Genomic DNA, 22,490 nt, shown 5'->3' on the forward strand with positions numbered 1-22,490 from the left:
TAGCAGGCTCACGATCCCGTGGCCCGACCCCAAAGAGGGGGCTGCACCAGATGTTCATGCCCCTCCTTTCGGAGGGGGACGGAGGTCCGCGGCCGCCTGCGCGGCGCGCACCGCCTGCACGCGGTTCGACACCGAGAGCTTGCCGAAAATGTTCTTCAAATGCCATTTCACCGTCGTCTCGCTCACCGATAGCGCACCCGCGATATCGCGGTTGGACATTCCTTCCGAGAGGCAGCGCAGCAGTTCGGCCTCGCGCTGGGTGAGCTGTTCTTTTTCGGCCGTCGGTGCTGCCGGCTTGCGTGTCGCCACAGGCATCGTCTGTGCCGCGTCGATGATGCGCGTTGCATAGGCCGACAGGGCAGGGTCGGTCTTTGCCTGCGCGGCGCGCAGCCGCATCAACCCTTCCACAACAGGCCTGCCCTCGTCGACGAAGGAGCGGATGAAGCCGGAGGGCTGTGCAAGGCGCAGCGCTTCGAGGAGGTGACGGTCGGCCTCGCGCTGGTCATGAACGGCGGTCTTGGCGCGCAGGATCAGCGCCAGGATGTGTCGGCGCATGCGTCCGCTGTTTTTCGTTCGCTCCAGCAACGCGTCGAAAATCGCCGCCGCCGCTGCGTGGGATTTCTCCGCGGTAAGCAGCCGGCCCTCGGCGAAGAACTCAAATTCGTTGGCGACAGTCGGCGCGGTTTCGGCGCTTTCGCGGCGATGCTCACTCAGCAGCGCGCGGGCTTCGACGACGCGGTTCTGGTCGAGCAGCAGCCGGATACGATCATGCACCAATACCGAAGCGAGGCGGCGATAGACGGAGCCGCGCACACGCTGGTAGACGCGCTCCAGCATGTCGAGCGCTGCGTCTGCGCGACCGGTCAACTGCAGCACGCGGGCATAGGTCGGCACGCTGGCGAGGGGATAGACGATGACCGCGGCGCCCTCGATCAGCGGTCCGAGATTCTCGACCAGCGTCAGTGCCTCGCCGGACGCGTTGGTCTCATAGGCGAGTTCGGCAAGCAGCGTTCCGGCAAGGGCCTCGGCATAGGAGTTGGCGCCGATCCGAGTCCTGGCCTCGATGATCGTGTTGCGCAGCAGCCGTTCGGCGGCGGGCAGGCGGCCGGCCGAGCGCTCGATCACCGCCATGTAGCAATTGGCGATGGTGACGCCGAGCAGACTGCCGCTTCGCTCATGCGCCTTGCGCGCGGCGTCCGCCGCCGCCCTCGCGCCCTCGAGATCGCCCAGTGCGTAGAGATTGTAGCCGATGACATTGGCCGTCGCGCCTTCCATGAACCAGGCATCGGGCGCGATGACGCGCAGGGCGGCCAACGCTGTGTCGCGTGCATCCTCGAACCGTTCCAGCGTGCTGTGCACGGCGGCATCCAGGACGGCGATTTCGGCCTCGATCGTGGTGCCGGTCAGCGTGCCCGGATCCTTGCCGTCCGTCGGCCCGGTCTCGATCAGCTTGCGCGCATTGGCGAGCGTCTGAAGGGCAATCTCGGGCTGGCTTGAGTGCACCGCCAGCCACAACGCGACGAGTTGCAGCCGGATGCGCTGGTCGACCAGTTTTCTCGGCAGCAGCGCCAGCAACTGGCGCACATAAAGCAGCTGGCACTGGGCGATGAGCTCGAGCGCATTGTTCTCGATGAACACCGCCGCGCGGGCCTGGTCGCCGGCGGCAAGCGCATGCCCGATCGCCTCGGTCAGCATCTTGCGTTCGCCGAACCATTCGGCGGCGGCCAGGTGCAGCGGGGCGATCATCTCAGGCGCGCGCCGTTCCATTTCACGACTGAGAAAGTCGCGGAACAGGTGATGGTAGCGGAACCAGCGCCGTTCCTCGTCGAGCGGCACGAGAAAGAGATTGCGGGTCTCGATCTCGGCGATGTCGGCCTCGGCGTCCGCCACGCGCAAGACTGCCCGGCAGGCCTCGGCGCTGAAGCGCTCGAAGATCGAACTGTGGAGCAGAAACTTCGCCAGGGCCGGCGGCAGCCCGAGGAAGACTTCGCCCATCAGGAAGTCGGCGACGTTACGGTTGGCGCCGGTGAAATTGCCGATGACGGTTTCGGGCGCATGCGCGGCACTGAGCGACAGCGAGGCGAGTTGCAGGCCGGCGGCCCAACCTTCGGTCCGCGAGCACAAGGCCTCGACGGTACCGCTGCTGACGCTCAGGCCCAGCTTGTCGTTGAAAAAGGCTTCGGCTTCGGACGAGGCGAAGCGCAAATCGTCCGGACCGATTTCGAAAACGTCGCCAAGCACCCTGAGTTTGCCGAGCTGCAGGTCGGGCAGGTTGCGCGAACCGATGACGAAGGCGACGTTGGCGGGCGCCTGCCGCGTCAGGCGCTCCATGAAACGCTTCACCGCCTCCGTTTCGATGACGTGGTAGTCGTCGAAAAACAGCGTGATCTCCGCGTCCCGCGCCGCAAAACCCGCGACAAGTGCAGAGAGCACCACCTCGAGCTGCGGGATCGGGCTCGACTGGAAGGCGAGGTCGAGCTCGGCCGGGTTCTGGACGAGGTGGCGCAGCGCCCCCACCAGATGCGACAGGAAGGCGCCTTCGTCATTGTCCGTCGCCTCGCAGGACAGCCATGCGGTCAACCGGCCGTGGCGCGCGAGTTCCGCGGCCCATTGCGCCATCGTTGTCGACTTGCCGAAGCCGGCGGGCGCGGCGAACAGCACGATGCGCATGCCGACATGCCGCTCCAGCCTTGACAGGATGCTCTCGCGCCGCACCCACCGGCGATGATGCGGCGATGCCTGGCTGGCGGGTTGCGGAGGCTGTCTCATCTGGCGCCGGGCACCCATTCCGTTTCGATCAACGGGATTTGCGGGGCCGCTTCGCGCGGCAGGGTTCCCTTGATCCGGGGATCGTCGGTGATTTCGAAACCGGCCGCATAGGGCTCGAACCCGCAAGCGCGGTAGAAACCGATGACGCTGTGGTGATCGAAACTGCTGGTGTGCAGCCAGACGCGGCCGGGGGCGAGGCGCCATGCCTGATCGAGTGCGCCGGCCATCAGTCGCTTGCCGAAGCCTTGGCCGGTCAAGGATGGGAACAGGCCGAAATAGGTGATCTCGATCTCGTCATCGTCGCCCACGCGGAATTCGACCATGCCGACATGGCCGCCGTCTTCATCATGGCCGTAATAGAGATGGTGGCGTGGGTCGGCGAATTGCGCGGCGATTTCGGGATCCGACATTTCGGCGGCGCGATCCCAGAGCCAGGGAGCCCCGATTTCCAGGAAGATCGCGCGGTAGGAGGCGCAGTCGGGCTCGGTGACCCGGGTCATAGCCAGCGGTTGGGCAAGGCTCGGCACCGGCGCGCGCGCCTCCATCCACGTCACCGCATTGATGATCCTGCCGGCCGGCACGCGCCGGTAACCGGCCGAGAGGTCGGTGACTTCATCCGGCAACGTGCCGTCGGTGACCAGCATCTGTCCTCGATCTTTCGCCGCGCGGCTTTGCCGGCATTCGCTAAGCTGATGCCAATTCCGCGCTCGCCTGCCAAGTGTTTCGGAATGTGGGTCACAGGTTGCCCCACCAGTCTCTTGCATTTGCGAGAGACGGTATATGAGATATGATACACCATTCAGATGAAAGCGGAATATGATGCCTGAGCGGATTGCGGACGAGGCCATTCTGGGCGCGGTCGACGCTGGCTTCGCGCGGCAGGTCGCGTTTCTGCAGCATCTCGTGCGCTTTCCTTCGCAGCGCGGCGAGGAACATGCCGCCCAATCGTTCATGGCGGCCGCCTATGAGACCGATGGCTACGAGGTCGACATGTGGCGCGTCGATGTCGATGCTATTCGCGACCTGCCGGGTTTTTCACCGGTTGCGGTTTCGTATGACGACGCCTTCAATGTCGTCGCCACCCACACGCCGCGAAACGCGACCGGCCGCTCGCTGATCCTCAACGGACATATCGACGTGGTGCCGACAGGACCGCTCGACCGCTGGGTGCGCGATCCCTACGATCCGGCGATCGAGGATGGCTGGATGCATGGTCGTGGCGCCGGCGACATGAAGGCTGGCCTGTCGGCCTGTCTCTACGCGCTGGCCGCCTTGCGCAGCCTCGGCTACCAGCCGGCCGCGAAATTATTCCTGCAGTCGGTGGTCGAGGAGGAATGTACCGGCAATGGCGCGCTCGCCTGCCTGCAGCGCGGCTACCGCGCCGACGCCGCTTTCATACCCGAACCGCTGGAGCCCAGGCTGATGCGGGCGCAGGTCGGACCGATCTGGTTCAGGGTCGAGGTCGACGGCGATCCGCAGCATGCGTCGGGGGCCTTTTCCGCTGGCGCCAATGCCATCGAAAAGGCATTCCTTATCATTCAGGCGCTGAAGCAGCTCGAAATCGTCTGGAACGCGCGCAAGGTCGATGATCCGCATTTCCGCGGTCATCCACATCCGATCCGCTTCAATCTCGGCAAGATCGAAGGCGGCGAGTGGACATCGAGCGTCCCGGCGCGCTGCGTCTTCGAGATGCGGGTCGCCACCTATCCCGGCCAGAAGCTTAAAGAAGCCAGGGCCGAGCTCGAGGCCTGCATCGCCGACGCGGCCCGTGCCGATCCGTTCCTCGCCAACCGCCCGCCCAGGATGACCTACAACGGCTTCATGGCCGAAGGCTATGTGCTGGAAGGCGCCGACGAGATGGAAGCCGTGCTGCGCCGCAGCCATAGCGCCGTGTGGGGCGAGCCGCTGACCGAGCACGTCACCTCGGCGACCACGGATGCACGCTTCTTCGGCCTCTATGCCGACACGCCGGCGATCGTCTATGGTCCGATCTGCCGCATGCCGCATGGCTATGACGAGGCCGTCGATCTGGACTCGGTGCGCAAAGTTACCCAGACGATTGCCTTGTTCATCGCCGACTGGTGCGGCCTTGAGCCGATCGATCCGAAGGTGAGATCATGAACGCGGCTGTACCCGATGCATTCGGCGAAACGCTTGCCGAGGATGCGCCGGATGTTTCCACCGAGGACGCGCTTGCCATCTTGCGCCGGCACTACGGCATCGCCGGCAGCGCGCGTCCGTTGCCCGGCGAACGCGATCACAATTTCCACATCCAGACCGACGGCGAGGGCGAGTTCGTCCTCAAGGTTTCCCATCCGGCGGAAGAGTCCGGCTTCACCGATTTCCAGAACAAGGCGCTCGACCATATCGTTGCGGTCGACCCGACCTTGCCCGTTCCCTCGGTGCGTAAAAACCTCGAGGGCGAAGCGCAGTTCACGGTCAGCGTCGGTGGATCGGCACCGCGCATCGTCCGGCTGGTCACCTATCTGCCCGGTCAACTGCTTTCGCGCTCACCGACCTCAGCGGCGCAGGATCGCAACCTCGGCATCTTTCTGGCGCGGCTTGGCCGCGCACTGCGCGGTTTCTTCCATCCGGCGGCCGGCAGCGACTTGCTCTGGGATATCCGCAAGGTCCCCAAGACGCGGCCGATGCTGGCGCATATCCCCGATGCTGGCCACCGGGCCATGGTCGAACGCGTCATCGACGCCTTCGAGGAGCATGCGGCGCCGGTCATTCCAAGCCTGCGTGCGCAGATCGTCCACAACGACATGAATTCCCACAATGTGGTGATGGACGCTTCGCGGCCGGAGGTCGTCAGCGGCATTCTCGATTTCGGCGACATGATCCATTCGCCGCTGATCTGCGATCTCGCCATCGGCGCCGTCTACCGCTGGCCGGCGGAAGGTCACCCGCTGACACCCGCCGCGCGCTTCGTCGCCGGTTATCAATCAGTGCAGCCGCTGGAAACTGAAGAGATCGGCATTCTTTTCGATCTGATCCGTGCCCGCCTTGCGCTGATTGCCAACATCGCCAGCTGGCAGGCGGAACGATTCCCGGCCAAGCGCAACTATGTGCTGCGCCTCATCACCGAGGTCTGGGCGTCGCTCGAACGGCTGGACGGGCTGTCGTCCGCGGATGCCCGCCGCTATTTCCTCGACCATTCCAATCCGGAGTAGATGCCCGTGTCCCAGTCCTCGCCCGCCAATGCCTCTGCCGGCGCCTCGGCGCAAGAGCGCGCGTTGCTCGAACGTCGCGCCAGATTGCTTGGCCCGACCTACCGCGCCTTCTACCGCAACCCGATCCATCTCGTGCGCGGCAGCGGCGTCTGGCTCTATGATGCGCAGGGCCGCAAATTCCTCGATGCCTACAACAATGTCGCTTCGATCGGACACTGCCATCCACGTGTCGTCGAGGCGCTATCGGGGCAGGCCGCCACGCTCAACACCCACACGCGCTATCTCAGCGAGATCATCCTCGACTACGCTGAAAAACTGCTCGGCATGCTTCCGGCCCATCTCGGTCACGCCATGTTCACTTGCACCGGCAGCGAGGCCAACGATCTCGCCATCCGTATTGCCCAGCATTCCAGCGGTGGCACCGGCGTCATCATCACCGACTTCGCCTATCACGGCGCCACGATTGCCACCGCGCAGCTATCGCCGGCGGCGGTCGGGGCAAAGGGCGTGCCCGCGCAGCATCGGACTGTGGCAGCGCCGGACACGTTTCGCGACCATGGCCGCGCCGCGCGCGATTTCGCCAAAAATGTCGCCGCCGCCATCGAGGACATGCGTGCGCAAGACATCCGTCCGGCGGCATTGCTTCTCGACTCGGCCTTCTCCAGCGACGGCATCTTCTTCCCCGATGCGGCCGTCATGCGCGAGGCGGCGGACCACGTCAGGAGGGCCGGCGGCATTGTCATTGCCGATGAGGTCCAGTCGGGCTTCGGCCGGCTCGGCCAGGGCATGTGGGGCTTCGCCAATTACGGCATCGAGCCCGATATCGTCACCATGGGCAAGCCGATCGGCGACGGGCATCCGATGGGCGCGGTGATCGTGCGGCCGCAGCTAGTCGCATCCTTCGGCTCGAACACCGGCTACTTCAACACGTTCGGCGGCAATCCGGTGGCGGCCGCCGTCGGCATCGCCGTGCTCGACGTGATCGAAGGCGAGGGGCTGATCGAGAACGCGCGCAATGTCGGCGCCTACACCGGGGAGCTGCTGCGCGCGCTGCAGAGCCGGCACGGCATGGTTGCCGACGTCAGGCACAACGGCCTTTATTTCGGCGTCGAGCTGACGGCGGAGGGGAACGAGGCGCTGGCCGCCACCAAGACAGCGGCGGTCGTCGAAGCCATGCGCGAGGACGGCGTGCTGATCTCCTCCTGCGGCCCGCGCGGCAATGTGCTGAAGATCAGGCCGCCTTTGCCGTTTGCCAGGGACAATGCCGAGCAACTTGCCGAGACGCTCGATCGCGCCTTGTCGCAATGGTGAGCGGCCGCGCATGCTGAAGCTCGAACATCAAACCCTGAACGATCGCGCCTATGGCGCTCTCAAGCAGGAGTTGATTTCAGGCGGTTTCAGCCCGGGCCAGACACTGGTCATCCGCAAACTTGCCGAGACCTTCGGCATATCGACGACGCCGATCCGCGAGGCGCTGCAAAGGCTCGTCGCCGAGCGCCTGCTCGAAATGCAGAACAACCGCTCGGTCATCGTGCCCTTGCTGTCGGCACCCGCTTTCGAGGAACTGACGCGCATCCGCATCGCCGTCGAAGGGCTGGCGGGTGAGATGGCCGCGTCGCGGATGAGCGAATGCGGCCTGATCGACGTACAGGCCATGCTCGCCGGCATGCAGCGCGCCATCGATGCGGGAGATGCCAGGGCGTATCTCTCATTGAACGAGGCCTTTCATTTCGCCATCTACCAGCATGCCGGCGCGCCGATCCTGTTGAACATGATCCGGGACCTCTGGGGTCGGGTCGGGCCCTATCTGAAGCTGCTGATGCAGGCCGACCGTTACATTCCGCAATCGAACAACGCACATCGCAGTATTGTTGGCGCGTTGGAGCAGCGCAATGGCCCTGCCGTTCGGGCCGCGCTTGAGCAGGACATAGCGGCGGCGGCCGCGGTTCTCTCCGAAAATCTGCGCACGGCCGACTGATCCGCGCGTCCAGGCACGGTCGACGACCTATCCCCTCTCGTCCATCCGGTCGCGCAGCATGCTCCAGCCGAGAAGCATGTTGGGCGCGTGCCGCAGCACGGCGTGGAACGGGATCGGCGCCGGCAGCGCGAACGGCAGCGGTAGGTCACGCGCATCGGCGCCGGCGGCCCAGTCGGCCAGCACCTTGCCCATCGCCGTCGTCATGGCAATGCCGCGCCCGTTGCAGGCGCGGCCGGCGATCAGGCCCGGTCCAAGGTCCAGGAGATGCGGCAGGAAATCCGGTTCGACCGCGGCCATTCCCGACCAGCTATAGGCAAGCGGCGGCAGGTCCGGCAGGTCGAGATGCTTGGCGAGCCGCCGCCAGATTGTCTGCGGCACGCGCGTGTCGGCGCCGGCGCTCAAGATGTGCATGCCGCCGCTGATCAGCCGGTTGTCGGCGTCGAAGCGAAAGGTGAAGAGATTGCGCCTGGTGTCGCCGACGCCCTGTCCTCCCGGCAGCAGAAATGTGCGGATTTCGCGCGGCAGGGGTCCAGTCGCGATCTGAAAAACCTTCAGCGGAAAGTAGGTTCGCTGCAGCAGCGGATTGAGCGACGCGCCATAGGCATTGGTGGCGATCAGCACCTTGCCGGCGCGCACCGATCCCGACGGCGTCTTCAGCGTCCAGCCATCAGCCACGCGATCGATCGTGGTGACCGGTGTTCGTTCGAAAATCCTCGCTCCGGACTTCTGCGCCGCATCGGCCAGGCCGCGCGCATAGGCGACAGGGTTGAGCACGCCACCCGAACGATCCATCCAGCCACCGAGGTAGCCGCGCGCGCCCGTCAGCGCCTCGACATCCTGACGGTCCAAGGTAACCGCGGGCCTGCCGCGCCGCGCCCATTGTTCGGCGCGGGACTTGACCTTTTCCAGCGCCGCGGGTGAATGCGCCGGCTGGATCCAGCCGCTCTGCACGGCGTCGCAGTCGATTCCATGTTGCCTGATCAGGCCGAACACCAGATCGGCGCTGCCGGCGGCAAAATTGATCAGTCTCTTGCCTCGCTCGGGGCCGAGATGGGCAAGGATGTTTTCCGGATCCATCTTGGCGAAGTTCGGCACGACGAAGCCGGCATTCCTGCCGGTTGCGCCCCAGGCGATGAATTCGGCTTCGAGAATGGCGACCGAGAGCCCTTTCCCGGCGGCGTGCAGCGCGGTTGAAAGACCCGAAAAACCGCCGCCGACAATGGCGAGGTCGACAACGAGCTCGCCTTGCAGCGCCGGCCGCTGGCGATGGTTTCGGCTGACGGCCTGCCAGAGCGAAACGCCTTGCGCCTCCTGCCGGGCCATCGCGTTCATGACCCTGAACTGCTCTTGGCCGCGGCCGCTTTCGCTCGCTTGCCGAAGCGCGGCCGCCGTGGCCTGTCGCCAAGCAATCCGTTCGGCCGGATCAGCAAGATCACGCAGAGCATGACGCCGATGGCGGCGATCTGCAGCGAGGCCGCGCGCGCCTGCTGCTCTGGCGGGAACAGCACGCTGGTGAGCGTGCCGGATCCAGCCCAAATCCCCCACACCAGGATGCTGCCGATCACCGCGCCGAGATTGCTGCCGGAGCCGCCGACGATCAGCATCACCCAGACCTGGAAGGTCAGGATCGGCAGATAATTGTCCGGCGCGATGAAGCCGGTGAAATGCGCCTGCATCGCCCCGGCCAGAGCCATGATGGCGCCGCCGACCGCAAAGGCCTGGACACGGTAGAAGCGCGCGCTCTTGCCGAGCGAAATCGCTGCCCGCTCGTCCTCGCGCAGCGCCTTCAGCACGCGTCCCCACGGGCTGCGCGACAGGTGCTCCAGGGCGAGATAGGCGATCAGTGTCACTGCCGCGACCACGGCAAGGTTGGACAGGTTGAACAGCAGCGGTGTTTCGGCAAGGCTGCCGAAAGGGCGCGGAATGAAGCCGATGCCGAACGGGCCGCCGGTCAGCTTCTGTGCATTGAGCGCGACGAGCTGCACGACCACGGCGACGCCGAATGTGGTGATGGCGAGATAGTCCGATCGAAGGCGCAATGTGGCCATGCCGGTCAGCGCCGCGGCAATGCCGCCGACGACCATGGCACCCGCCCAGCCAACCAGGATCGGCAGGCCGAAACCACCTAGCCGCGCGGCATCGTCCGGTGTGGTCAGCAGTGCCGATGTATAGGCGCCGATGGCGACGAAGCCGGCGAGACCGACATTGAACAGGCCGGTCAGCCCCCACTGCAGGTTGAGCCCCAGCGTGACCAGCGAAAAGATCAGCGCGGTGGTCAGGAAGAAGGCGCCGTAGCCGACGAGGTCCATCAGCGTTCCCTCACACCGAAAAGGCCGATCGGCCGGACGAACAGCACCGCCATCAGGATGACGAAGGAGACCGCGGCGCGCCATTCCGCGCCGACCAGCTGCACCGCGCCGGCTTCGGCGAGCCCGATGATCAGCCCGCCGAGCACCGCGCCCGGGATGCTGCCGATGCCGCCGAGAATTGCGGCTGCAAACATCGGCAGCAGCATGTCGAAGCCCATGAAGGGGCGGATCTGCACGAGAATGCCGATCATCACGCCGGCGACGCAGGCGAGTGCCCCGCCGATGATCCAGGTGACGCGCACCACGCTGGCAACGTCGATGCCGACGATGCGGGCCAGTGCTGCGTTCTGGCTCAGCGCCTGCATGGCGCGGCCGGTTTGCGTGCGGGTCATCAACAGATGCACGCCGAGCACGAGCACGGCGGTCAGCAACAGCAGCGCGATCTGGTCGGGCGTGATGCGAATGCCGAAGCCGACCGGCATGGCGATCTGGATCGCCCGGCTGAAATAGGTCGGCCGCGAAGTGAAGGTGAATTCGAGCAAGCTTCTAAGCGCCATCGAGGCGCCGAAGCTTGCCATCACCACGATGATCGCCTGGCCTTGCGAACGCAGCCGCGCGAACAGCACCTTGTCGAGCAGCAGCGCCAGCAGCGCGGTGAATGCCATGCCGACAATCAGCGCGACGATCAGCGGCCAGCCAAAGGACAGCGGCGCGATCGGCGCCACCTTGCCGAACATCGCGCCGATGGCGCTGACCACGGCCAGCGTCGCATAGGTGCCCCAGGCCATGAATTCGCCATGGGCGAAGTTCGAGAAGCGCAGGATCGAATAGGTCAGCGTCACGCCGATGGCGCCCAGGCCGATCATCGAACCGGTCAGCAATCCGTCGACGACAAATTGCAGGCTCATGCCGCACCCTCTCCGGATTTGAGCGGACGTTGGCCGAGATAGAGTTCGGCCACCACCGGATCGTTCCCCAGCTCGGAGGCGACACCCTCGTGCCGGTCCTTGCCTTCGACCAGCACATAGGCGCGGTCGCCGATGGCAAGCGCTGCCTTGGCGTTCTGCTCGACCAGCAGGATGGTGACGCCGGATTTGCGGATGCCGGCCAGCATCTCGAACACCATCGAGACGAATTTCGGCGACAGGCCGGCCGACGGCTCGTCCAGCACCAGCACCTTGGGGTGGACGATCAGCGCCCGCGCGACGGCGAGCATCTGCCGCTGCCCGCCCGAGAGGTTGCCGGCGGCGGTCCTGCGCTGGCGGACGAGGTCGGGAAAGGCTGCATACATTTCCTCGATACGGGCGGGGATTTCGCGCCGTTCGAGGATGCCGCAGGCAACCTTGAGATTGTCCTCGACCGACATTAGCGGAAAGATGTTTTCGGTTTGCGGCACGAAGGCCAGGCCAAGCCGCACCATTGTGTGGGCGGGTGCCGCGGTGATGTCCTTGCCGTCCAGGAACACCGTGCCGCCGGTGATCGGGACGAGGCCGGCGATCGCCTTGATAAAGCTCGACTTGCCGGCGCCGTTGGGGCCGAGCACGACGACGATCTCGCCCTTGCTGACGGTGATCGAGGCGCCGCGCACGATCGGCACGCCTGGTTCATAACCGGCTTCGAGACTACGGACATCGAGAACCGCCTCGTTCATACGGTGCCTCCGAGATAGGCCTCGATGACGCGCGGGTCGCGGGCGACTTCTTCCGCCGTGCCTTCGCTGAGCAACTGGCCGCTCGCCATGACCAGGACGCGGTGGCAGAGCCGCGTCACCATGTCGATGTTGTGTTCGATCAAGAGGAAGGTGATGCCGCGCTTGTTGATGTCGCGGATGCGGTCGATGATGACTTCGAGCAATGTTGCGTTGACGCCGGCCGCCGGCTCGTCGAGCAGGATGATCGCCGGGTCGGCCATCATGACCCGGGCAAGTTCGAGCAACTTGCGCTGACCGCCGGAAAGCACGCGCGCCGGCTCCCGTGCGAGGTGGGTGAGGGTAACGAGTTCCAGAAGTTCGAGCGCCTTGGTCCTGGCCGCTCTTTCCTGCGCCGCCACCCGCCATGGCGTGACGAAATTGGCGAGCAGCTTCTCGCCGACCTGGCCCTGGGCTGCCAGCATGATGTTTTCGATCAGCGTCAGATTGGGAAGTGGACGCGGGATCTGGAAGGTTCGGCCAAGGCCTCGTCCGATGCGCAGATGAGCCGCTTCGCCCGAGACGCGGGCGCCGTTGAGAAGGATGTCGCCGCTGGTCGGCAATAGGCTGCCGGCGAGCAGATCGAACATCGTCGTCTTGCCGGCGCCGTTCGGGCCGATCAGGCCGAGGATTTCGCCCGCTTTGACATCGAACGAGACATCGTTGACGGCGACGAGGCCGCCGAACCGCCTGACGACATTCCTTGCCATCAGAACCGGTGCACGGTGCTCTTGCCGTTCCGCTGCCTCGCTCATCGAACCCTCTGGCCGAAGACGATCGTCGCCGTCTCCTGATTTTTGATTTGTGATCACACTTGCGTTGATCACGCTATTCGGCTTTAATTTCGTCCGCAAGCCGAAAACCGGCCGAGATCGGAATTCCATGCAAAAGGCTGCCATCGAAAAGAACAACGAGGCGATCGCTGCGCAGCTTGCGCCGGTCGGCCGCGAAACCGTGCAGGATCGCGTCTATTCGGAACTGCGTCGCGCCCTGATCGGCGGCCTGTTCGAGCCGAGCCAGGTGCTGACCATACGTGGCTTGGCCGATGCGCTGGTCACCTCGACCATGCCGGTGCGCGAGGCACTCGGGAGGCTGATCACGGAAAAGGCGCTGGAGGCATTGCCCAACCGTTCGGTGCGCGTGCCGCCGATCACGCTGGAGCGTATCGATGATCTGTTGCGCGCCCGCATCCTGATCGAGGGCGAGGCGATCGCGCTCGCGGCCGCCCGCATGGGTCCGCGCCAGATCGCCGCCATCGAGACCATTCTGGCCGAATGGGACGAGATGCGGGCACTGAAACACAAGAAGGATGTCGATCGCGAGGTGACGCTCAACCAGAGCTTCCATTTCGAGATCTATCGCTGCTGCGGCTCGGCGGTGCTGATCCCGATGATCGAGAGCCTGTGGCTGCAGTCGGGGCCATGCATCCGTGTCGCCATCTATGCCTTCTCGGAAGCCGGCGAGGTCGACACCGCCCAGTATCACCGCCGCATCGTCACGGCCCTGGCCACGCAGGATGCACAGGCGGCGCGCGAATCGCTGGTCGCCGACATCAGCAGGCCCTTCACCTTCCTGCGCAGCAAATTGCAAACCGCCGGGAAAGACCAGACATGACTTCCATCAGGATCACCGAGCCACGCTCGAAGCTTTCCGTGACGGCGCTGCTGCTGCCTGGAAAGGCGCCGGAAAACGCTGCCTTTCTCCTGGCGTATCTCGCCAAGCCACGCATCGTTCCCGGCATCCATGCGATGTGGACGGGACCTGAGATTTCTTGTCCGGTTCCGTCAGCCGATCTCGATGGCCAGTCCTATGCCAGACCCTTGCCGCCCGAGAACGCGACGCTGACGCCACAACCGGGCGACATCGTGCTGTCCTACGTGCCGCCGCGCATGTGGGGCGGCAATCCCAATGCGATCTTCGACATCGGTCTCTACTACGGGCCGGGCGCGCGCCTGCTGTTCCCGATCGGCTGGCTCGCCGGCAGTGTGGTGGCGCAGGTGCGAGTCGAGGAGCGGGACCACTTCGCCGCCGCCTGTGGCGTCATCCGGCGCAATGGCGCCTGCGACGTCACTTTCAGTCTGGTGGAGGCGTGACATGGCAGATGACAGTTTCGAGCTCTTCGATCTGCGCGTCGAAGCGGTCGTCCCCGAGGGCAAGCCGATCTATTGCGGCGCCAAGGCCGGCGACTATTTCGAGCTCAAGGGCGAGATGTTGTCGATGCCCGCGGGGCAGGGTTTTTCGATCTATTCACTCGCCGCCGTGCTGCCTCTGCTGGCGGCAAAGCAGCGCCCGACCCATGCCAACGACTGGATGACATCGGATGCCGAGATCGCCTGTCCCGATCCCAATTGCGCCAGCCGGCTGCGGATCGTCAGGCTGGCCAGGCGGCGGTTCAGTCATGCCGCAACCACGGCCGTGCCGCTGCCGAAGGAGAATGACCCGACATGACCGCCAAGACCTTTGAACTCGGGCCCGGCTACACCATTTCGCGCGTCATCCGCGGCGGCTGGCAGTTGGCCGGCGGGCACGGCGCCATCGACCGCAGCCAAGCAATAGCTGACCTGATCGCCACCTTCGACGCCGGCATCTGGACCTATGATTGCGCCGACATCTACACCGGTGTCGAGGAGCTGATCGGCGCAGCGCGCCTGCGGCTGGCCGGCGAGCGCGGACTGGACGTTGCGGCGAGAATGAAGGTGCACACCAAGCTGGTGCCCGACCTCGAGCGGCTGGCCGGCATCAGCCGCGACTACATCAGGGGCATCGTCGACCAGTCGCTGCGGCGGCTGAAGACCGAACGGCTCGATCTCGTTCAGTTCCACTGGTGGGACTATGGCCAGCCTCGCTATGTCGAGGCGATGGGCTGGCTCGACGAGCTCCGGCGCGAAGGCAAGGTGCGCAATCTCGGCACCACCAATTTCGATACGCCGCGGCTGGCCGAAATCCTCGCCGCCGGCATCCCGCTGGTCAGCCAGCAACTGCAATATTCGGTTCTCGACCAGCGGCCTGCGAACAGCCTCGCTGGCCTCGCCGCGAAGAACGGCGTCAGCTTTCTCTGCTATGGTTCGGTGGCCGGCGGCTTCCTCAGCGACAAATGGCTTGGTGCCGCCGAGCCAGCCACGCCGCTCGAAAACCGATCCCTGGTCAAATACAAGCTGATCATCGACGACTTTGGCGGCTGGGACCTGTTCCAGCAGCTGCTTGCGGCGCTGAAAGCCGTTGGTGATCGTCACGGCGTCGACATCGCCACCGTCGCGAGCGCCTGGGTGCTGCAGCAGCCGCAAGTGGCGGCCGTGATCGTCGGAGCCCGCAACCAGGCGCATGCGCTGGCCAATGCCAAAATCATGGATGTCGCGCTTGACGCCGAGGATCGGGCGCGGATTGCTGCCATCATCGCGCAAAGCCCTGGCGTCGAGGGCGATGTCTACACGCTGGAGCGCGACCGCCACGGCCGCCACGGCTCGATCATGCACTACAATCTGAATGCAGGCCGGGCATGAGCGCAATCAACCAGACGCTGTTTTCCAGGGCCAGCGCCGAGGTGATCGATTTGCATCGCTTCTTCGTCGACTGGTTCGTCGCCGCCCGCGCCGACACGGTGGACTTCGCCCGCTTCGAACGCGTCATGGGCGACGGCCTCAGCATGGTCACGCCGGATGGCCATGTCCTCGATCGCGCCGCCGTGGTTGATCACGTCCGCTCTAGCCGCGCCATTTGCGACGACGGCTTTGCTATCTCGATCGAGGACATCCGGCCCGGCTGGCAGGACGCCGTCACGATCGTTGTCTTCTATGTCGAGGCGCAGTTGCGCGCGGGCAAGCACAGCCGCCGCCAGTCGAGTGCCGTCTTCACCACCAGTTCATCGGCGCCCAACGGCGTCGAATGGCGACATCTGCATGAAACCTGGCTGCAGGTGCCGGAAAGCTGAACAGGCTCCAGAGATCAAAGACAGCCAAGTAACTTAACAAGTAACTCAAGGGGAACAACAATGAGAAACACGATACTCCAACTCACCACGGCACTTGCCCTCGTAACAATGGCGGGCGCGGCACAGGCCGCGGACTGCAAGATCACCGTCGGCCTCGTCATGGAGCTGACCGGCCCGGCCGGCGAATACGGCCAGGCCGGGGCCAAGTCGGTCGAGATGGCCTTCCGCGACATCAACGCTGCCGGCGGCGTGCGCGGCTGCGATCTGGCGACCGACACGCGCGACAGCCAGAGCCAGGGCAATATCGCGGTCGATGCCGCCACACAGCTGGTTCAGGTCAAGAAGGTGCCGGTCATCATCGGTGGTATCATCTCTTCGGTGTCGATCCCGATCCTGACCTCGGTCACCGCACCGGCCAAGATCGTCCAGGTCTCGCCTGCTTCGTCCTCACCGACGCTGACGGCGCTTGGCCGCGACGGCAAGACCAACGGCATCTTTTTCCGCACCATCACCTCGGATGCGCTGCAAGGTGTCGCCGCAGCCAAATACGCCATCGACAAGGGCTTCAAGAAGCTGTCGATCATCCACGTCAACAACGATTTCGGTGTCAACATGGTGGCCGAATTCTCCCGCGCCTACAAAGCGCTCGGCGGCACCATTGTCTCCGACACGCCCTACAACGAGAAGCAGTCGAGCTATGCCTCGGAAGTCACGGCTGCGATGGCCGGCGAGCCTGACGGCCTCTATCTTGTCAGCACACCGGTCGATGGCGCCACGGTTGCCCGTACCTGGATTTCGCAGGGCGGCGTGCAGAAATTCCTGCTCAATGACGGCATGAACAGCCCGGACTTCATAGAATCCGTCGGCGCCGATTATCTGAAGGAGGCCTACGGCACCTCGTCGGGCACCAGCCCGACCGCTTCGACCGACTACTTCATGAAGAACTACAAGGAGTTCTCCGGCATCGAGCCGTCCAATCCTGCCGCCGACCGTTCCTATGACGCCGGTGCCATCGTCGGGTTGGCCATCGCCATTGCCGGTTCCGAGGATCCGGCCAAGATCAAGGACGCCATGTACAAGGCGGTCGACCCTGCCGGCACGCCGATCTTCGCCGGCAAGGACGAGTTCGCCAAGGCGCTCGGCCTGATCAAGGACGGCAAGCCGATCCGCTACGAAGGCGTCATCGGTCCGGTCGCCTTCGACAAATATGGCGACATCACCGGCCCTTTCCGGCTGTGGAAAATCGTCGACGGCAAGGTGACCACCGATGGCGAGATGACCACTGACGACGTCAACGCCCTGCAGGCCAAGCTTCAGTAAGCTGACACAGTGCTCCGGCATCGATCGCGTCTTGTCGTGATCGATGCCAGCATCGCCTGGGGCAGGCCCGATACCACTTGCACGGCACGCCATCACGAATAGGATCGGCGGGCTGCAATTGAAGGATGGCGAGCGTGCTGGACAAGAATACTCATCGGGCCATCCGGTCGAGGGATGAAGACGACGCGCTTCGCCACGCAGGCAGCTAGGCCCGATGGCGCCCGAAACGGAACGACTTCTATCCGCGCTTGGCGCTCGGCTGGGCGCGGGCGGCATCCTCGCCGGCTCCGATGTCGACCAGCGTTATCGCGACGATCCCGACGGCAAGCTCGGCGCGCTGCCCGAGCTGGTGCTGCGTCCGCGCGGCACCGAAGCTGTCGCGGCAGCTCTTGCCGTGTGCAATGAGCTCTCCCAGCCGGTTGTGATCCAGGGTGGACGCACCGGATTGGCCGGCGGCACACGCGTGCAGCCGGGCGAGGTCGTGCTGTCGCTGGAGCGCATGATCAGCCTTGCCGATCCGGACCGGCAGGCCGCCAGCATCGTTGCCGAAGCGGGCGCGACGCTGCAGGCGGTGCAAGAGGCGGCAGACGGCGCGGGGCTGATGTTCGGCGTCGATATCGGCGCACGCGGTTCGGCCACGGTCGGCGGCAACATCGCCACCAATGCCGGCGGCATCCGCGTGCTGCGTTATGGCATGTACCGGGCGCAGGTGCTGGGGCTGGAGGCCGTGCTTGCCGACGGCAGCGTGCTCACCTCGCTGAAAGGCCTGCCCAAGGACAATTCCGGCTACGACCTCGGCCAGCTCTTCATCGGCTCGGAAGGGACGCTCGGCGTCGTCACCCGCGCCGCGCTCAGGTTGCACCCGAAACCTGCGTCAGAGGTCAATGCCTTCTGCGCGCTCCCTTCGCTCGACGCGGCGATCGCCTTGCTCGGGCTGCTGCGGCAGAAGCTCGGTCCGCTGCTATCCGCCTATGAGGTGAATTTCGCGCCGCTCTATGACGTCATGGTCGCCAGCATGGCGCTGCCGGCGCCGCTGCCGGCGGGCTCTCCGGTCTATGTGCTGGCCGAGATTCAGGGCAGCGAGCCCGAGCGCGACGGCGAGCGCTTCGCCGCGGTGCTGATGCAGGCGGTCGAGGATGGCGTTATCGACGATGTGGTGGTGTCGCAGTCGCCGCGCGAATTCCGGGCGCTGTGGGACGTGCGGGAGGACGCCAACCGCGTCCTGTTCTCGATGAAGGGCCTGATCGGCATCGATATCAGCATTCCGCTGGCGCGCATGAGCGCGTTCCTACAGGAAGCGGACACCGCCATCCATGCCGTCGACCCCGGCGCCGAGGTCTATGTCTTCGGCCATCTCGGCGACGGCAATCTGCATTATCAGGTCATTACCGCGGATCCGGCGGCCGCGTACGGCATTGTCTATCGCGGCGTGGCGGCGGCAGGCGGCGGCGTTTCGGCCGAGCACGGCATTGGCCTCGACAAGAAACAGTGGCTGCATCTGGTGCGCAGCGACGCCGAAATCGCCACGATGCGGCGGCTGAAGGCAGCGCTCGACCCGATGAACATCCTCAACCGAGGACGTATCTTCGATCTCGACCCGACAGGCTTGCCCTGAGCGCGACGCCGGCCTCGACTGGCGTCCGCCCGGTCAGCCGATAACTGGCCCTTTCCATCGGGCGATGCCGAGACAGAACCCCAGCTGGCTGGCGGGCTTGCCTGAACGGTCCAGCGCCTCAGTTGCCTTGCNCCTTGCCGCTTCGCGAATGGTCTGCAGCAGGATGATGAAGGCGGGCGAGGGGGCAGTATCTGTGCGCATCGTCAGCCCGACGGGCCCCCTGGTCTCCTCGGTGTTTACCGGCAAGGCGACGAATGCGCCGCTGTCGATCTCATTGGCGACCACGCCGGCCGAAATGATCCACACCGCATTGCTCTGGCGCATGAAGGAGCGCCCGAAGGAGTCCGAAACCGTTTCGATCTCCGTGGCCGGAGCGGTCATGCCGCTGGTGATGAACAGGCGGTCGACAAAGGGACGGATGACGGATTCCCGGGTCGGCATCAGCACCGGGAATTCGTCGAGGCGGGCGAAGATGTCCGCGCTTGGCTCGAGCAGCGGATGTCCGGCCCGCACCACGAACAGCACCGGCTCGGAGTAGAGGTGCTCGAAGAAGAAGCCGGTCATGTTCTCGGGTGCGGCCAGCCGTCCGACGACGAGGTCGAGCGCGCCGGTGCGCAGTTGCTCCAGCAGCACGGCGTTCTCGCCGGTGACGATCTTGATCGCGGCGCCGGTTTCTTCCCTCAGGAACAGGCTCATCGCTTGCGGCATGACCTTCGCCGACACTGTCGGCAGCGCGCCGATGCGGACCGGGTGGCGATTGATGGCGCCGTCCTGGCGAACGGAATCGACACCGCGCTTCAACGCGGTGATCGCCGAGCCGGCATGGCCGAGGAAGATCTCGCCAAGCCTCGTGACCCGGATGCCGCGCCCGTCACGCTCGACGACGGCGACACCGAGCGCCTCCTCCAATTCGCGCAGGGTTTTGGTCACCGCCGGCGCGCTGACATGCAGGAAGTCGGCGGCACGAGCCACGCTTCCCTGTCGTGCGACCTCCAGGAACGCCTGCAGATGACGAAACCGGATGCGGCTTTCGGACATGGTTTGATAACCCCTGAGTTAATGAAACGGCACAAAATATCATTTTACCGAACCAAATGCCTTGTGCAATGTAGGGATGGAGGATCGAGATCGTGCCATTCGTCACCATCGGCGGCATCACGCTGCATCACCAATATGTCGGGGCAAGCGGCAAGGCGCCTCCGATTGTGTTCATCAATTCGCTCGGCACCGACTTCCGGATTTGGGACGATGTCGTCGCGGCGCTTGATGGGGAAATGCCCTTGCTGTTCTATGACAAGCGCGGCCACGGACTGTCCGACATCGGCGATATCGGCTCGATCGACGATCATGTCGATGACCTCTCGGCGCTCATCGATCATTTCGGGTTGGAGAAGGTCGTGCTGTGCGGCCTGTCGGTCGGCGGCATGGTCGCGCAAGGGCTCTATGCCAGGCGCCCCGAGATCGTCGAGGCCATGATCCTGTGCGACACGGCGCACAAGATCGGCACGGCGGAGAGCTGGAACACACGCATCGCGACGGTCGAGAGCAAGGGCATTCAGGCCATTGCCGATGGCGTGCTGAAAGTCTGGTTCACCCCCACTTTCCACACGACGCGGGGGGCCGAGCTGGATGGCTATTGGAACATGATGACCCGGCAGACACTGGCCGGTTACATCGGGACCTGCAAGGCGGTTCGTGACGCGGATTTCACCGACGCGGCGGCCCGCATCGAGGTCCCCACCCTTTGCATCGCCGGCGACCAGGATGGCTCGACGCCCCCCGATCTTGTCCGCTCGCTGGCCGCTCTGATCCCCGGCGCGCGCTTCGAGATCATCCGCGATGCCGGACATATTCCTTGCGTTGAACAGCCAAAGGCGCTCGTCGCGCTGATCCGCGGTTTTATCGCATCGCTTGCCCCTGGAGCGGAAACTCATGGATGAAGCCCCCGGCAACGCCGCCAGATATCGCACCGGTCTTGCGGTGCGCCGCTCCGTGCTCGGCGATCGGCATGTCGACCGCGCGGAGGTTGCAGCAACCGATTTCGACCAGCCCTTCCAGGATTTGATCACCGAAGCGGCCTGGGGAACGGTGTGGGCGCGGCCGGGCTTCAGTAAGCGCGAACGCTCGATCGTCACGCTGGCGCTGCTGGCCGCGCTCGGCCATGATGAGGAAGTCGCCATGCATGTGCGTGCCACCGCCAACACCGGCGCCACGCGCGAGGATATCTGCGAAGCGTTCCTGCATGTCGCCATCTATGCCGGCGTGCCGGCAGCCAACCGTGCCTTCAAGATCGCCAAGGACGTGTTTTCGGAAATGGACGGAGCCGACAATGCCCGTTGAATCCGGATCGAACCGGAGGCCCGAGACCGGCGCCTTTTTCCAGCGCGACCGGACATGGCATCCGCCGCCGCTGACGCCGAACTACAAGACTTCGGTGTTGCGCTCGCCGCAGAAGGCGCTGCTTGCCTTCGACAACACGCTGTCGGAACTATCGGGCCCTGTATTCGGTCACGCCATGCTGGGCGGACTCGACGCCGACCTGATCCACAATTTCGCCAGGCCCGGCGAGAGCGCGATCGGCGAGCGCATCATCGTCTATGGGCGGGTGCTGGACGAACGCGGCGTCGGCGTGCCCGGTGCGTTGCTGGAATTCTGGCAGGCCAATGCCGGCGGCCGCTATCGCCACAAGAAAGACGGCTATCTGGCCCCGCTCGACCCGAATTTCGGCGGTTGCGGCCGCACCATATCGGGCGATGATGGCGGCTACGCCTTTCGCACCGTCAAGCCCGGCCCCTATCCCTGGCCGAACGGGCCGAACGACTGGCGGCCCTCGCATATCCATTTCTCCATCTTCGGCCACGGTTTCGCGCAGCGGCTGATCACGCAAATGTATTTCGAAGGCGATCCGCTGATCTGGCGCTGCCCGATCGCGCGCGGCATTCCCGACAAGGCCGCCATCGAAACGCTGATCGCCGCGCTCGACATGCAGGCGACGGTCCCCTTCGACGCGCGCGCCTACAAGTTCGACATCGTGTTGCGCGGGCGGCGTTCCTCGCTGTTCGAAAACCGGCGGGAGGGCAATTGATGGCCCGGTCGCTCGACCGGCTCAGGGAGAGCCCTTCGCAGACCGCGGGACCTTACGTCCACATCGGACTGACGCCCAATTTCTGCGGCATCGGCGGCGTCTATCCGACCGACCTCGGTGCGACCATGGTCAACGACAAGACCAGGGGCGAGCGCATCGGTTTGCGCATCCGCGTGCTCGATGGTACCGGCACGCCGCTCAAGGATGCGCTGATCGAGATCTGGCAGGCGGACGCCGACGGGTTCTACAATTCGCCGGCCGAGATACGCGGCGCCGCCGATCCGAATTTCCAGGGCTGGGGCCGTTGTCCGACCGACATGGACACGGGTCTGTGCGCCTTCGAGACGATCAAGCCGGGACGCGTGCCGTTCGGCGATGGCCGCCTGATGGCGCCACACATCACCCTCTGGATCGTCGCGCGCGGCATCAATCTCGGCCTGCACACGCGGCTCTATTTCTCCGATGAGGAAAAGGCCAATGCGCAGGATCCGATCCTGGCGCGCATCGAGCACCGCATCCGCGTGCCGACGTTGATCGCCGAGCGCAAGGGTGACGCCTACATCTTCGACATCCATCTCCAGGGGGAGAAGGAAACGGTCTTCTTCGACAGCTGATGGTCAGGA

General features: G+C 65.0%; 23 protein-coding genes. 15 read left to right on the top strand and 8 right to left on the bottom strand.

Annotated elements, in window-relative coordinates:
* Positions 1–54: 54 nt before the first annotated feature.
* Together X743_RS160825 and X743_RS160820 are read right to left on the bottom strand one after the other, a co-directional pair.
* Positions 55–2,769, bottom strand: a complete 2,715-nt coding sequence (locus X743_RS160825; RefSeq protein WP_023764729.1) for a LuxR C-terminal-related transcriptional regulator — start codon at positions 2,767–2,769, stop codon at positions 55–57.
* The gene (locus tag X743_RS160820) at positions 2,766–3,413 is read right to left on the bottom strand and encodes a GNAT family N-acetyltransferase (protein WP_023764730.1); all 648 of its coding nucleotides are present in this window, start codon (positions 3,411–3,413) and stop codon (positions 2,766–2,768) included. Before X743_RS160820 ends, X743_RS160825 begins: the two co-directional genes overlap by 4 nt.
* 175 nt (positions 3,414–3,588) lie before the next feature.
* Between X743_RS160820 and X743_RS160815 the strand changes: the two genes are divergently transcribed.
* Genes X743_RS160815 through X743_RS160800 form a run of 4 tightly spaced genes read left to right on the top strand, consistent with a single transcriptional unit; the run spans position 3,589 to position 7,923 of the window.
* Positions 3,589–4,890, top strand: coding sequence for an ArgE/DapE family deacylase (locus X743_RS160815; protein ID WP_023764731.1), 1,302 nt, complete (start codon positions 3,589–3,591; stop codon positions 4,888–4,890).
* Positions 4,887–5,945 carry a phosphotransferase gene (locus X743_RS160810; RefSeq protein WP_023764732.1) on the top strand — a complete coding sequence of 353 codons (1,059 nt, stop codon included), beginning with the start codon at positions 4,887–4,889 and terminating at the stop codon, positions 5,943–5,945. Before X743_RS160815 ends, X743_RS160810 begins: the two co-directional genes overlap by 4 nt.
* Complete coding sequence (locus tag X743_RS160805) at positions 5,946–7,256, top strand: aspartate aminotransferase family protein (protein WP_023764733.1); 1,311 nt, start codon at positions 5,946–5,948, stop codon at positions 7,254–7,256.
* Positions 7,257–7,266: 10 nt separating this feature from the next.
* The gene (locus X743_RS160800; RefSeq protein WP_023764734.1) at positions 7,267–7,923 is read left to right on the top strand and encodes a GntR family transcriptional regulator; all 657 of its coding nucleotides are present in this window, start codon (positions 7,267–7,269) and stop codon (positions 7,921–7,923) included.
* A 27-nt stretch (positions 7,924–7,950) separates the two neighbouring features.
* Here X743_RS160800 and X743_RS160795 read toward each other — a convergent pair whose 3' ends face one another.
* The 5 genes from X743_RS160795 to X743_RS160775 are packed head-to-tail and all read right to left on the bottom strand — an operon-like array spanning position 7,951 to position 12,674.
* A complete protein-coding gene (locus tag X743_RS160795) occupies positions 7,951–9,255 on the bottom strand; it encodes an FAD-dependent oxidoreductase (RefSeq protein WP_023764735.1) in 1,305 nt (434 codons plus the stop codon).
* The gene (locus tag X743_RS160790; RefSeq protein WP_023764736.1) at positions 9,252–10,235 is read right to left on the bottom strand and encodes a branched-chain amino acid ABC transporter permease; all 984 of its coding nucleotides are present in this window, start codon (positions 10,233–10,235) and stop codon (positions 9,252–9,254) included. The genes X743_RS160795 and X743_RS160790 overlap by 4 nt, the downstream gene beginning before the upstream one ends.
* Positions 10,232–11,140 (bottom strand): branched-chain amino acid ABC transporter permease, encoded by a 909-nt coding sequence (locus tag X743_RS160785; RefSeq protein WP_023764737.1) that lies wholly within the window; start codon positions 11,138–11,140, stop codon positions 10,232–10,234. Before X743_RS160785 ends, X743_RS160790 begins: the two co-directional genes overlap by 4 nt.
* Complete coding sequence (locus tag X743_RS160780; protein WP_023764738.1) at positions 11,137–11,883, bottom strand: ABC transporter ATP-binding protein; 747 nt, start codon at positions 11,881–11,883, stop codon at positions 11,137–11,139. The genes X743_RS160785 and X743_RS160780 overlap by 4 nt, the downstream gene beginning before the upstream one ends.
* Positions 11,880–12,674, bottom strand: a complete 795-nt coding sequence (locus X743_RS160775) for an ABC transporter ATP-binding protein (protein ID WP_023764739.1) — start codon at positions 12,672–12,674, stop codon at positions 11,880–11,882. The genes X743_RS160780 and X743_RS160775 overlap by 4 nt, the downstream gene beginning before the upstream one ends.
* Positions 12,675–12,801: 127 nt before the next feature.
* Between X743_RS160775 and X743_RS160770 the strand changes: the two genes are divergently transcribed.
* From X743_RS160770 to X743_RS160740, 7 genes are all read left to right on the top strand, one after another.
* Positions 12,802–13,533: a GntR family transcriptional regulator gene (locus X743_RS160770; protein WP_013896907.1), complete on the top strand. Its 732-nt coding sequence runs from the start codon at positions 12,802–12,804 to the stop codon at positions 13,531–13,533.
* Positions 13,530–14,012: a DUF3830 family protein gene (locus X743_RS160765; RefSeq protein ID WP_023764740.1), complete on the top strand. Its 483-nt coding sequence runs from the start codon at positions 13,530–13,532 to the stop codon at positions 14,010–14,012. The genes X743_RS160770 and X743_RS160765 overlap by 4 nt, the downstream gene beginning before the upstream one ends.
* Before the next feature lies 1 nt (position 14,013).
* Positions 14,014–14,367: a TIGR04076 family protein gene (locus X743_RS160760; protein WP_023764741.1), complete on the top strand. Its 354-nt coding sequence runs from the start codon at positions 14,014–14,016 to the stop codon at positions 14,365–14,367.
* Positions 14,364–15,419: an aldo/keto reductase gene (locus X743_RS160755; RefSeq protein ID WP_023764742.1), complete on the top strand. Its 1,056-nt coding sequence runs from the start codon at positions 14,364–14,366 to the stop codon at positions 15,417–15,419. The genes X743_RS160760 and X743_RS160755 overlap by 4 nt, the downstream gene beginning before the upstream one ends.
* Positions 15,416–15,847, top strand: a complete 432-nt coding sequence (locus X743_RS160750) for a DUF4440 domain-containing protein (protein ID WP_023764743.1) — start codon at positions 15,416–15,418, stop codon at positions 15,845–15,847. The genes X743_RS160755 and X743_RS160750 overlap by 4 nt, the downstream gene beginning before the upstream one ends.
* Before the next feature lie 60 nt (positions 15,848–15,907).
* Positions 15,908–17,167 carry an ABC transporter substrate-binding protein gene (locus tag X743_RS160745; RefSeq protein ID WP_023764744.1) on the top strand — a complete coding sequence of 420 codons (1,260 nt, stop codon included), beginning with the start codon at positions 15,908–15,910 and terminating at the stop codon, positions 17,165–17,167.
* Positions 17,168–17,381: 214 nt separating this feature from the next.
* Positions 17,382–18,782 carry an FAD-binding oxidoreductase gene (locus tag X743_RS160740; protein ID WP_023764745.1) on the top strand — a complete coding sequence of 467 codons (1,401 nt, stop codon included), beginning with the start codon at positions 17,382–17,384 and terminating at the stop codon, positions 18,780–18,782.
* Between the two features lie 33 nt (positions 18,783–18,815).
* On the opposite strand, the gene pcaQ is transcribed toward X743_RS160740, so the two are convergent.
* Positions 18,816–19,820, bottom strand: coding sequence for a pca operon transcription factor PcaQ (pcaQ, locus tag X743_RS160735; RefSeq protein WP_023764746.1), 1,005 nt, complete (start codon positions 19,818–19,820; stop codon positions 18,816–18,818).
* 92 nt (positions 19,821–19,912) lie between these two features.
* On the opposite strand from pcaQ, the gene pcaD reads away from it, so the two are divergent.
* From pcaD to pcaG, 4 genes are read left to right on the top strand one after another with little or no spacing between them, the layout of a single operon-like run.
* Complete coding sequence (gene pcaD, locus X743_RS160730; RefSeq protein WP_023764747.1) at positions 19,913–20,722, top strand: 3-oxoadipate enol-lactonase; 810 nt, start codon at positions 19,913–19,915, stop codon at positions 20,720–20,722.
* Positions 20,715–21,122, top strand: a complete 408-nt coding sequence (pcaC, locus tag X743_RS160725) for a 4-carboxymuconolactone decarboxylase (protein WP_023764748.1) — start codon at positions 20,715–20,717, stop codon at positions 21,120–21,122. The genes pcaD and pcaC overlap by 8 nt, the downstream gene beginning before the upstream one ends.
* Positions 21,112–21,867 (top strand): protocatechuate 3,4-dioxygenase subunit beta, encoded by a 756-nt coding sequence (gene pcaH / locus X743_RS160720; RefSeq protein ID WP_023764749.1) that lies wholly within the window; start codon positions 21,112–21,114, stop codon positions 21,865–21,867. The genes pcaC and pcaH overlap by 11 nt, the downstream gene beginning before the upstream one ends.
* On the top strand, positions 21,867–22,481 hold the full coding sequence (gene pcaG, locus X743_RS160715; RefSeq protein WP_023764750.1) for a protocatechuate 3,4-dioxygenase subunit alpha: 615 nt from the start codon (positions 21,867–21,869) through the stop codon (positions 22,479–22,481). Before pcaH ends, pcaG begins: the two co-directional genes overlap by 1 nt.
* Positions 22,482–22,490: the final 9 nt, after the last annotated feature.

It is taken from the genome of Mesorhizobium sp. LNHC232B00 (assembly GCF_000502435.1).
GTDB classification, from domain to species: domain Bacteria; phylum Pseudomonadota; class Alphaproteobacteria; order Rhizobiales; family Rhizobiaceae; genus Mesorhizobium; species Mesorhizobium opportunistum.

Bases quoted from the DNA above. Each gene is read 5' to 3' on its own strand.
- X743_RS160825 (WP_023764729.1), bottom strand. From the start codon at position 2,769: ATGAGACAGCCTCCGCAACCCGCCAGCCAGGCATCGCCGCATCATCGC.
- X743_RS160820 (WP_023764730.1), bottom strand. From the start codon at position 3,413: ATGCTGGTCACCGACGGCACGTTGCCGGATGAAGTCACCGACCTCTCG.
- X743_RS160815 (WP_023764731.1), top strand. From the start codon at position 3,589: ATGCCTGAGCGGATTGCGGACGAGGCCATTCTGGGCGCGGTCGACGCT.
- X743_RS160810 (WP_023764732.1), top strand. From the start codon at position 4,887: ATGAACGCGGCTGTACCCGATGCATTCGGCGAAACGCTTGCCGAGGAT.
- X743_RS160805 (WP_023764733.1), top strand. From the start codon at position 5,946: ATGCCCGTGTCCCAGTCCTCGCCCGCCAATGCCTCTGCCGGCGCCTCG.
- X743_RS160800 (WP_023764734.1), top strand. From the start codon at position 7,267: ATGCTGAAGCTCGAACATCAAACCCTGAACGATCGCGCCTATGGCGCT.
- X743_RS160795 (WP_023764735.1), bottom strand. From the start codon at position 9,255: ATGAACGCGATGGCCCGGCAGGAGGCGCAAGGCGTTTCGCTCTGGCAG.
- X743_RS160785 (WP_023764737.1), bottom strand. From the start codon at position 11,140: ATGAGCCTGCAATTTGTCGTCGACGGATTGCTGACCGGTTCGATGATC.
- X743_RS160780 (WP_023764738.1), bottom strand. From the start codon at position 11,883: ATGAACGAGGCGGTTCTCGATGTCCGTAGTCTCGAAGCCGGTTATGAA.
- X743_RS160775 (WP_023764739.1), bottom strand. From the start codon at position 12,674: ATGAGCGAGGCAGCGGAACGGCAAGAGCACCGTGCACCGGTTCTGATG.
- X743_RS160770 (WP_013896907.1), top strand. From the start codon at position 12,802: ATGCAAAAGGCTGCCATCGAAAAGAACAACGAGGCGATCGCTGCGCAG.
- X743_RS160765 (WP_023764740.1), top strand. From the start codon at position 13,530: ATGACTTCCATCAGGATCACCGAGCCACGCTCGAAGCTTTCCGTGACG.
- X743_RS160760 (WP_023764741.1), top strand. From the start codon at position 14,014: ATGGCAGATGACAGTTTCGAGCTCTTCGATCTGCGCGTCGAAGCGGTC.
- X743_RS160755 (WP_023764742.1), top strand. From the start codon at position 14,364: ATGACCGCCAAGACCTTTGAACTCGGGCCCGGCTACACCATTTCGCGC.
- X743_RS160750 (WP_023764743.1), top strand. From the start codon at position 15,416: ATGAGCGCAATCAACCAGACGCTGTTTTCCAGGGCCAGCGCCGAGGTG.
- X743_RS160745 (WP_023764744.1), top strand. From the start codon at position 15,908: ATGAGAAACACGATACTCCAACTCACCACGGCACTTGCCCTCGTAACA.
- X743_RS160740 (WP_023764745.1), top strand. From the start codon at position 17,382: ATGGCGCCCGAAACGGAACGACTTCTATCCGCGCTTGGCGCTCGGCTG.
- pcaC (WP_023764748.1), top strand. From the start codon at position 20,715: ATGGATGAAGCCCCCGGCAACGCCGCCAGATATCGCACCGGTCTTGCG.
- pcaH (WP_023764749.1), top strand. From the start codon at position 21,112: ATGCCCGTTGAATCCGGATCGAACCGGAGGCCCGAGACCGGCGCCTTT.
- pcaG (WP_023764750.1), top strand. From the start codon at position 21,867: ATGGCCCGGTCGCTCGACCGGCTCAGGGAGAGCCCTTCGCAGACCGCG.